The following is a 7,782-nucleotide window of genomic DNA, read 5'->3' as shown; positions in this document are numbered from 1 at the left end:
ATTTTAAAGTATGTATTTTTATTATAGGTTTAAGGGTTTAGTTTTTGAAGTATAAATTTGGAGAGTTTCTGCTCTCCATTATAATTAAGCATTAAATTATGTGAACTTTTACACAATATCTATTAATAAGCCGCGATAAGCTCTATTTCCACAAGTGCGTCTTTTGGCAAGGTCTTAACAGCTACTGTACTTCTGGCAGGATAAGGCTCTTTAAAAAATTTAGCATACACAGTATTTACTTTAGCAAAATCTCCCATATCTGCTAGAAATATTGTAGTCTTTATGACATTATCAAAATTAAGTCCTGCTTCAGCCAAGATATTTTTTAAATTTTCAAGAGATTGCTCAGCTTGAGCTTCTACGCTACTACTTGCAAACTCACACGCTGGTGTGACACCAAGCTGACCTGAGATAAATAAAAATCCATTTGAGCTAATAGCTTGAGAATATGGTCCGATCGCTTGTGGAGCATTTTTTGTTGAGATTTGTTTTTTCATATTTTCTCCTTTTGAAATTTTTTTAAAATCCTACTATAAATTTTCTAAATTTTTAGTCTCTAAAAGCTATAATGGGCAAAATTTCAAAAGGATGAAGATGCAAAATATACTCGCACCAAATGAGTTTTTAGATGATTATATACTCGGTGCTGAGTTAGCTAAAAATGCTGGCATCTCATCAAATGCTTATCTTTTTTGGAAAAACGTCATAAGTGCTAAATTTGAAAACTCAAGAATAGTCTTTCTTAGAAAAAATAGCGTTCCAGCCAAATTTCAAAACATTATAAAAGCCTGCACACCTTTAAATGGACTTATTCCAACAGGCGTATTTTGCTCCTTTACCTCACTTGCTCCTTCTCATCTTGTAGCAAAAAATGGCTCTAAGATCTACGAGCTCTTTAAATTTCATGAGATTTGTGGCATCAAATTTATAGACTTGAAGAAATTTTATGATGATTTTAATCTTAGCTATTCTTATAGAATTTACATTGAAAAGTGCAAATTTTTCTCACCTGCACCATTTGAAAAACGCATAAAATTAACCGAAACGATGTGTCTTGGATATTATTAAATTCCGCTAGCTAGCTTGCTAGCGGGATAAATTTATATCTTTTTGTAAGGTGCTTGGCCGACTTCGTAGAAGTTATTGCCTCGCAGTCGATAGCGACTATCGCTGGGAAGTCCTCCACTGTGAGCCTTGCGACTGCCTCTGGTCCTAGCTCTGGATAGGCTAGTACTTCATATTTTTTGATACTTTGGCTAATGACCGCTCCGATACCGCCGATAGCGACCATATAAACACAGCATGATTTTTTCATCGCATCAACCACTGCATCATTGCGATATCCCTTACCGATCATGCCATTTATGCCAACTTCGTTTATCATAGTTGGCGTGTATTTGTCCATTCTACCGCTTGTTGTTGGGCCTGCTGCGCCGATAGCTTGGTTTGGTTTAGCTGGTGTTGGTCCGACGTAGTAGATAGTCTCGCCCTTTAGCTCAACTGGTAGCTTCTCGCCACGTGCTAAAGCCTCTGTTAGCGCCTTGTGAGCGGCGTCACGAGCAGCGATGATAGTGCCTGATATTAGGACATTGTCGCCTGCTTTTAGGCTTTTTACCACCTCTTTATCAAATGGTGCTGTTATTCTTTTTACTTCTGACATGTTATCTCCTTAAAGCTCGGCGTCTGCGTGGCGTGCAGCGTGGCAGTTGATATTTATGGCTACTGGTAGGCCTGCGATGTGAGTTGGATACCACTCGACATTTACTTTTATGGCAGTTGTATCGCCACCAAGCCCTTGAGGTCCGACGCCAGTTTTGCTAGCAAGCTCAAGAAGCTCATCTTCAAGTTTTGCATATCTTGCATCGGCATTTTTGCTATCTACTGGACGAACTGCAGCTTGCTTAGCTAGAAGCGCTGCTTTATCCATAGTGCCGCCTATGCCAACGCCTATTGTCATTGGAGGGCAAGCGTTTGGTCCAGCATATTTTACAGCCTCTAAAAATACCTTTTTAACGCCCTCTATGCCATCAGCTGGCACAAGCATTTTTAGTATTGATTTGTTCTCACTGCCAAAACCCTTTGGAGCGACTTTTATCTTTAGCTTATCGCCTGGGATGATCCTAGTGTGGATGACTGCTGGAGTGTTGTTTGTGGTGTTTTTTCTCTCAAAAAGTGGCTCAGCTACGACTGATTTTCTAAGATAGCCCTCAGTGTAGCCCTTCGCAACGCCTTCGTTGATCGCATCTTCGATATATCCGCCCTCGATATGCACGTCCTGACCGATCTCGACAAAGACAACAGTCATGCCAGTATCTTGGCAAATAGCGCAACACCCTCTTCTGCTAGCTTAGCATTTTGTAAAATTTTGCCCAAAATGTCTTTGCCTAGTGACGAACTTTCGTTACTTTGAGCCTTTGTAAAAGCAGCCTTTAAATCTGGCGTCACGACATAACAGGCCTGTTTGCAAAGCTTAGCAACGACTTCTCTTATATCTTTTACATTTATTATTCTCATCTTTACTCCTCGTAAAAAACAATTTTTAATTATATTAACTATATTTAAAATTTAAGATTAAATTTTCATACTGGATATCTACTCGAAAAAATTTATATGAGTTTATTTTGTTTGACTACAACTAGAAGACTTATCTAAAACAAATTTAATGAAATAAGTGGTGGCGAAATTGAGTCTAGAGCATCACAATATTGATAGAAATTTACATAACATGGCTTATTTAAGCCATAAATACATAAATTTAAGATTGAATGCTATCCTCTTCATTTTTTATCTTTTTTCTAACTTTGACTCGTGAGATACTAGCTCCATCCATCTTTCTTACTTCGTAGTAGCAGTTTTCATCCTCGATCTTGTCCCCAACTACTGGCAAACGACCGATTAAGTTGAAGACATATCCACCGATTGTAACTTGATCTGTCTCTTCATCGAAGCTTATACCAAGAACCTCTTCAACACTCTCTAGATCATATCTACCTTGAAATTCATAAATATTGTCATTTATCTTTTTATAGTGTTGATCGACTTCATCGTGCTCGTCATTAAAATCACCAAGAACCTCTTCCATTATATCTTCCATCGTAAGAAGTCCGGCTGTGCCGCCATACTCATCGACTACGAGTGCCGCTGAAATTTGCTCTTTATTCATCATTACAAGCACTTTTGAAATAGAAAGGCTCTCAGGCACGATGACAAATTTACGAACAATTGAGTCAAAACTATTCTCTTTATCTTTGCTAAAGTGGAGCTGCAAAATATCTCTAATGTGTATCATGCCCAAAATAATATCTTTTGAGCCGTCTATATAAGGGTAACGAGTATATTTTGACTCAAATACGACTTGTAAATTCTCTTCAAAGCTCTTTTGCTTATTTATACAGATCATGTCGCGTCTTGGCGTCATAACCTCCTTTGCGACCGTGTCACTAAAATCAACTGCATTTTTGATAAGCTCAGTCTCAAAGCTATCAAGCACACCGCCCTTTAAGCTCTCGCCAACGATGATTTTTATCTCTTCTTCAGAGTGAGCTAGTTCATTTTCTTTAGCTGGCTGGATACCTAAAATTTTAAGTCCAATGGTCGCTAAAATATCAAAAAGCTTAATTACAGGCGAAAATAGCACCCAGAAAAAGTGAAGTGGACGAGCGATTTTTAGTACTGAAGTCTCAGCCTTTGCAATAGCAACTGACTTTGGCACAAGCTCACCCATTACAACGTGAAGTAGCGTAATAAGCGTAAATGCGATCGCAAAACCAACGGTATGAACTAAGATATCGCTAAAGTTGAAAAAATTTTTAAGCGGAGCTTCTATAAGTCTTGCAACCGCTGGCTCACCGATCCAACCAAGAGCAAGTGAGCTTAGTGTGATGCCAAGCTGAGTGGCACTAAGATAGGTATCAAGCTTGTTTGACATCTCAAAAGCAAGCTGAGCATTTGGCTTTTTCTCCTTGATAAGCTCTTCAAGTCTAGACTTACGAACTTTAACAAGAGAAAATTCTGATAAAACAAAAAAGGCATTTAGTAAAATGAATACAATGGCAAGTATTACCATTAAAAGCGAATTATCGCTACTGGGGTTCAATTATGATCCTTAAGAGTTAAAAATTTTTGCCTGATTATAGCGAATTTATATTTAGCGGTCAAATTATCCACGCCCAAAAGTAACAACATTTCTTAAATTTAAGATTTATAAAAAGTTCTTAAATCATATTTTGATAACATTATTTTCATCACTAAATTTATGGATTTTACAATGAGCAAAAAGAATTTTTCATCGCGTTGGGCATTTATATTGGCCTGTGTTGGATCAGCAGTTGGCATGGCGAATGTCTGGGGCTTTCCTTATAAACTTGGCACAAATGGCGGTGCAGCGTTTTTACTCATCTATGTTTTTTTCATAGCTCTTTTTTCATATGTTGGTCTAAGTGCGGAGTATGCGATCGGTAGACGTGCAAAAACTGGTACGCTTGGATCATATAAATATGCTTGGCAAAGTAGAAATTTAGGCGTATTTGGCAGTATTATTGGCTGGCTTCCACTTGCTGGCTCACTTTGCATAGCTATTGGCTACGCAGTCATCATCGCTTACGTGCTAAAAGCCCTTACTCAGGCGCTTACTGGCTCATTTATGAGCGTTGATACGAACGTTTGGTTTAACTCATTTGCACTTCAAGATTACTCAGTCTTGCCTTATCATTTTATCATCGTTGTTGGCACGCTTCTTACACTATTTTTTGGGGCAAAAAGTATCGAAAAAACAAATCAAATAATGATGCCACTGTTTTTCGTATTGTTTAGCATTTTGGCTATAAATGTCGCGATGCTACCAAATGCATTTGATGGATATAAATTCCTTTTTATTCCTGACTTTAGTAAGCTTGCGGACCCGATGGTATGGGTTTCTGCGATGGGCCAAGCCTTTTTCTCGCTCTCTATCACAGGATCTGGCATGATAGTTTATGGGGCTTACCTTTCAAAAGATGAAGATATCGTTGAAAGTGCTAAAACTACGGCTTTTTTTGATACTATCGCAGCTCTTGTGGCCGCTCTTGTTATGATCCCAGCGGTCTTTGCCTATGCTATGGATCCAGCCGAAGGTCCAAAGCTACTTTTTGTAACGCTTCCAAAAATTTTACAAAATATGATCGGTGGACAAATTTTTGCCATTATTTTATTTACAGCTGTTATCTTTGGTGGCATCACCTCGCTTCAAAACATGTTTGAAGTAGTCGCCGAGTCACTAATGCATAAATTTCCGTTTCTTAGTAGATTTTGGACACTCACGCTACTTTGTGCAGTTTGCTTTGGCATAGGAGCATTTATGGAGCCTATTAGCAGTTGGGGACCTTGGATGGACTTTGTGTCGATCTATATTATTCCAATCGGCGCGGTAATCGGTGCTATTTCTTGGTTTTGGATTATTAAAAAAGAAGAAATTTTAGACGAGATAAACTCTGGAGCAAATAAATCTTATGGTAATTTCTGGTATTTTGTAGGCAAATTTATCTACGTTCCGCTAACATTTTTACTTTGTATCATAGCCGTAAGTAAGGGAATTTCTTTTTAAATTTAGCTCGCCAAAAAATGAGCTAAATTTAAAAATTTTTGAAGTTATCTTAGTTTTTTTGTGCCAATATAAGTGGCAAAAATTTCTTGCGAGCCATCTTTTTTAAATAAAATAACATCGTATTGCTCGGCTTTACTGCCTTGCTCCATACCTTGGCTCTCCATCGGCATGCCAGGTACTGCGATACCAACTACGTCTTTTGGCTTGAGCTCTAGTAGGTGCTTTACCTCATCAGCTGGAACGTGACCTTCTATGATATATCCATCGATGATTGCCGTATGGCAGCTTGAAAGCTCTAGCGGCACATTAAATTCTTTCTTAACTTTAGCTATATCATCTACTTTTATGACCTCTTCGCTAAATCCAGCCTTTTGCATCGCCTCACCCCAACTAGTACAACATCCACAAGTTGGGCTTTTATAGACCTTCATATCAGCCGCGAACGCAAATGTTGCAAAAAAGCCAAGAGCCAAAAATGCTAATTTCTTCATCATTTTCCTTTACATAAAATTTGCAAAATGATATAGCTCACATTTAAATTTTATATAAATGCTTAATATTGCTTGCTATAATTCGCCAAAATTTACAAAAGGCACTTTATGTTTTCATCATTTTTTAAAGATAAAAAATGGGCACTCTGGGCTTATGGCGGAGCGATATTTATTATCTTGCTTCTTGTTTATCAAACACACCTAAATGTCCGTATAAACGAGTGGTATAAAAATTTCTACGACATCGTGCAAAACTCAAAAGATCATGATGTAAGTGAGTTTTGGCGAGAAATTTTTAACTTTATAAAAATCGCTATGCCTTATGTCGTGACTTACACTGTTATCTCGTTTTTTGCTAGCCACTGGGTCTTTCGCTGGAGAGAGGCGATGACATTTAGATATCTAAAATTTTGGCAAAACTGTGAAAGTGATATCGAGGGTAGCTCGCAGCGTATTCAAGAGGATGTTTACCGCTTTGCAAAGATAATGGAAAGTCTTGGCGTGCAGGTTTTAAGGGCGATTATGACACTTATCGCTTTCATTCCTGTACTTTGGGAGCTAAGTAAGAGCGTGAGCTTGCCTTACATCAAAGATATCGAAGGCTCGCTTGTTTATATTGCTTTAATAATTAGTATCGGTGGTTTAATTATTTCGTGGTTTGTGGGCATTAAACTCCCACATATCGAGTATAACAACCAAAAAGCAGAAGCAGCATTTAGAAAAGAGCTAGTTTACGGCGAAGATGATAAGTCTAAATTTTGCCAGCCAAACGTCATGATAGAGCTTTTTACGGGCGTAAAGTTAAATTATTACAAACTATTTTTGCACTACGGCTACTTTAACCTTTGGCTCATCTCATTTTCACAAATTCTTGTCATCGTGCCTTATGTCATCATGGGAAATGGCCTATTTAGCGGCGTTATAACGCTTGGTGTGCTTATACAGCTAGCAACGCTTTTTCTCAAGTTAGAGAGAGTTTTAGCGTCTTTATAGATAACTGGACGACGATAACAGAGCTAAGATCTGTAAATAAACGTTTGAGAGAATTTGAGAGAAATATAAATTATAAGGCGTAGGGGTAAATTTAAGATATAGCGTCTAAATTTTGAATTTATGCTGTCATAAAACAAGCAGCACGCTAAATGTGCTTTATCATCAGGCAAATTTTAAAATTTATGAGCGAGCATATCACGACTCTAAATTTAGTGGCGAGTGGCTACGAGGCTTAAATTTAGTAGTCCGCTAAGGCGAGTGAGTAAGATTTTAAAATTTGCTTTGCGATATAAATTTACCAAAAAGGGAGACAAGGGGACTTGAATTACGAAGCCGTCCCCTTATCCCCCTTTTTAAATCCTCCAATCCCCTCGCACGTTCAAAGTGCATGCGATAGCACTATCGTGCCGCATGCGTTTTATTATTGGGCAAGTATCAAGTAAATTTTAAAATTTCATGAACGAGTAATTTCGGCTCTAAAATTTGAGCTAAGCGATAAGCGAAGCCAAGATTTTAAGATAGAAGTCAAGAGAATTTAACAGTTTCTTTCAAAATGGGGAACATCAATAAAGCTTTTAAAATTACCGCCCCAACGATTAGAACCGCTTAGGCTTTCCCAGTAATTGCCAATTTCTTGCAATTCTGGTTTTGATTGTAACCAGACGTTATTTTTAAATATATGTAGATCTATCGCACATCTTTTTAAATGATTTGAAT

The 7,782-nt window shown here is 37.8% G+C and carries 5 protein-coding genes and 4 pseudogenes; 3 read left to right on the top strand and 6 right to left on the bottom strand.

Annotated features, from left to right (window positions below; all coding sequences use genetic code 11):
* Window positions 1–122 precede the first annotated feature (122 nt).
* The gene (locus A3835_09220; GenBank protein ORI09812.1) at window positions 123–497 is read right to left on the bottom strand and encodes a reactive intermediate/imine deaminase; all 375 of its coding nucleotides are present in this window, start codon (window positions 495–497) and stop codon (window positions 123–125) included.
* A gap of 91 nt (window positions 498–588) precedes the next feature.
* Between A3835_09220 and A3835_09215 the strand changes: the two genes are divergently transcribed.
* Window positions 589–1,068: a cysteine permease gene (locus tag A3835_09215; protein ORI09811.1), complete on the top strand. Its 480-nt coding sequence runs from the start codon at window positions 589–591 to the stop codon at window positions 1,066–1,068.
* A 32-nt stretch (window positions 1,069–1,100) separates the two neighbouring features.
* Here the strand turns inward: A3835_09215 and A3835_09210 are convergent.
* The 3 genes and pseudogenes from A3835_09210 to A3835_09200 form a co-directional block, all read right to left on the bottom strand.
* Window positions 1,101–1,660: pseudogene (locus A3835_09210) on the bottom strand (fumarate hydratase).
* Window positions 1,661–1,669: 9 nt separating this feature from the next.
* Window positions 1,670–2,514, bottom strand: a pseudogene (locus A3835_09205) (fumarate hydratase).
* Between the two features lie 241 nt (window positions 2,515–2,755).
* Window positions 2,756–4,096, bottom strand: coding sequence for a hypothetical protein (locus A3835_09200; protein ID ORI09810.1), 1,341 nt, complete (start codon window positions 4,094–4,096; stop codon window positions 2,756–2,758).
* A 171-nt stretch (window positions 4,097–4,267) separates the two neighbouring features.
* Between A3835_09200 and A3835_09195 the strand changes: the two genes are divergently transcribed.
* Window positions 4,268–5,581 carry a transporter gene (locus A3835_09195; protein ID ORI09809.1) on the top strand — a complete coding sequence of 438 codons (1,314 nt, stop codon included), beginning with the start codon at window positions 4,268–4,270 and terminating at the stop codon, window positions 5,579–5,581.
* A 44-nt stretch (window positions 5,582–5,625) separates the two neighbouring features.
* On the opposite strand, the gene A3835_09190 is transcribed toward A3835_09195, so the two are convergent.
* Window positions 5,626–6,072 (bottom strand): CopG family transcriptional regulator, encoded by a 447-nt coding sequence (locus A3835_09190; protein ORI09808.1) that lies wholly within the window; start codon window positions 6,070–6,072, stop codon window positions 5,626–5,628.
* 108 nt (window positions 6,073–6,180) lie between these two features.
* Here A3835_09190 and A3835_09185 point away from each other — a divergent pair.
* Window positions 6,181–7,148: pseudogene (locus A3835_09185) on the top strand (transporter).
* A 452-nt stretch (window positions 7,149–7,600) separates the two neighbouring features.
* Here the strand turns inward: A3835_09185 and A3835_09180 are convergent.
* Window positions 7,601–7,782, bottom strand: a pseudogene (locus tag A3835_09180) (L-alanyl-D-glutamate peptidase).

This window comes from Campylobacter concisus (assembly GCA_002092835.1).
Lineage (GTDB): Bacteria > Campylobacterota > Campylobacteria > Campylobacterales > Campylobacteraceae > Campylobacter_A > Campylobacter_A concisus_K.
Note: the sequence above shows the minus strand (reverse complement) of the source record. Positions and strands in the feature narration are given on the sequence as shown.

Bases quoted from the DNA above. Each gene is read 5' to 3' on its own strand.
- A3835_09220 (ORI09812.1), bottom strand. From the start codon at position 497: ATGAAAAAACAAATCTCAACAAAAAATGCTCCACAAGCGATCGGACCA.
- A3835_09215 (ORI09811.1), top strand. From the start codon at position 589: ATGAAGATGCAAAATATACTCGCACCAAATGAGTTTTTAGATGATTAT.
- A3835_09195 (ORI09809.1), top strand. From the start codon at position 4,268: ATGAGCAAAAAGAATTTTTCATCGCGTTGGGCATTTATATTGGCCTGT.
- A3835_09190 (ORI09808.1), bottom strand. From the start codon at position 6,072: ATGAAGAAATTAGCATTTTTGGCTCTTGGCTTTTTTGCAACATTTGCG.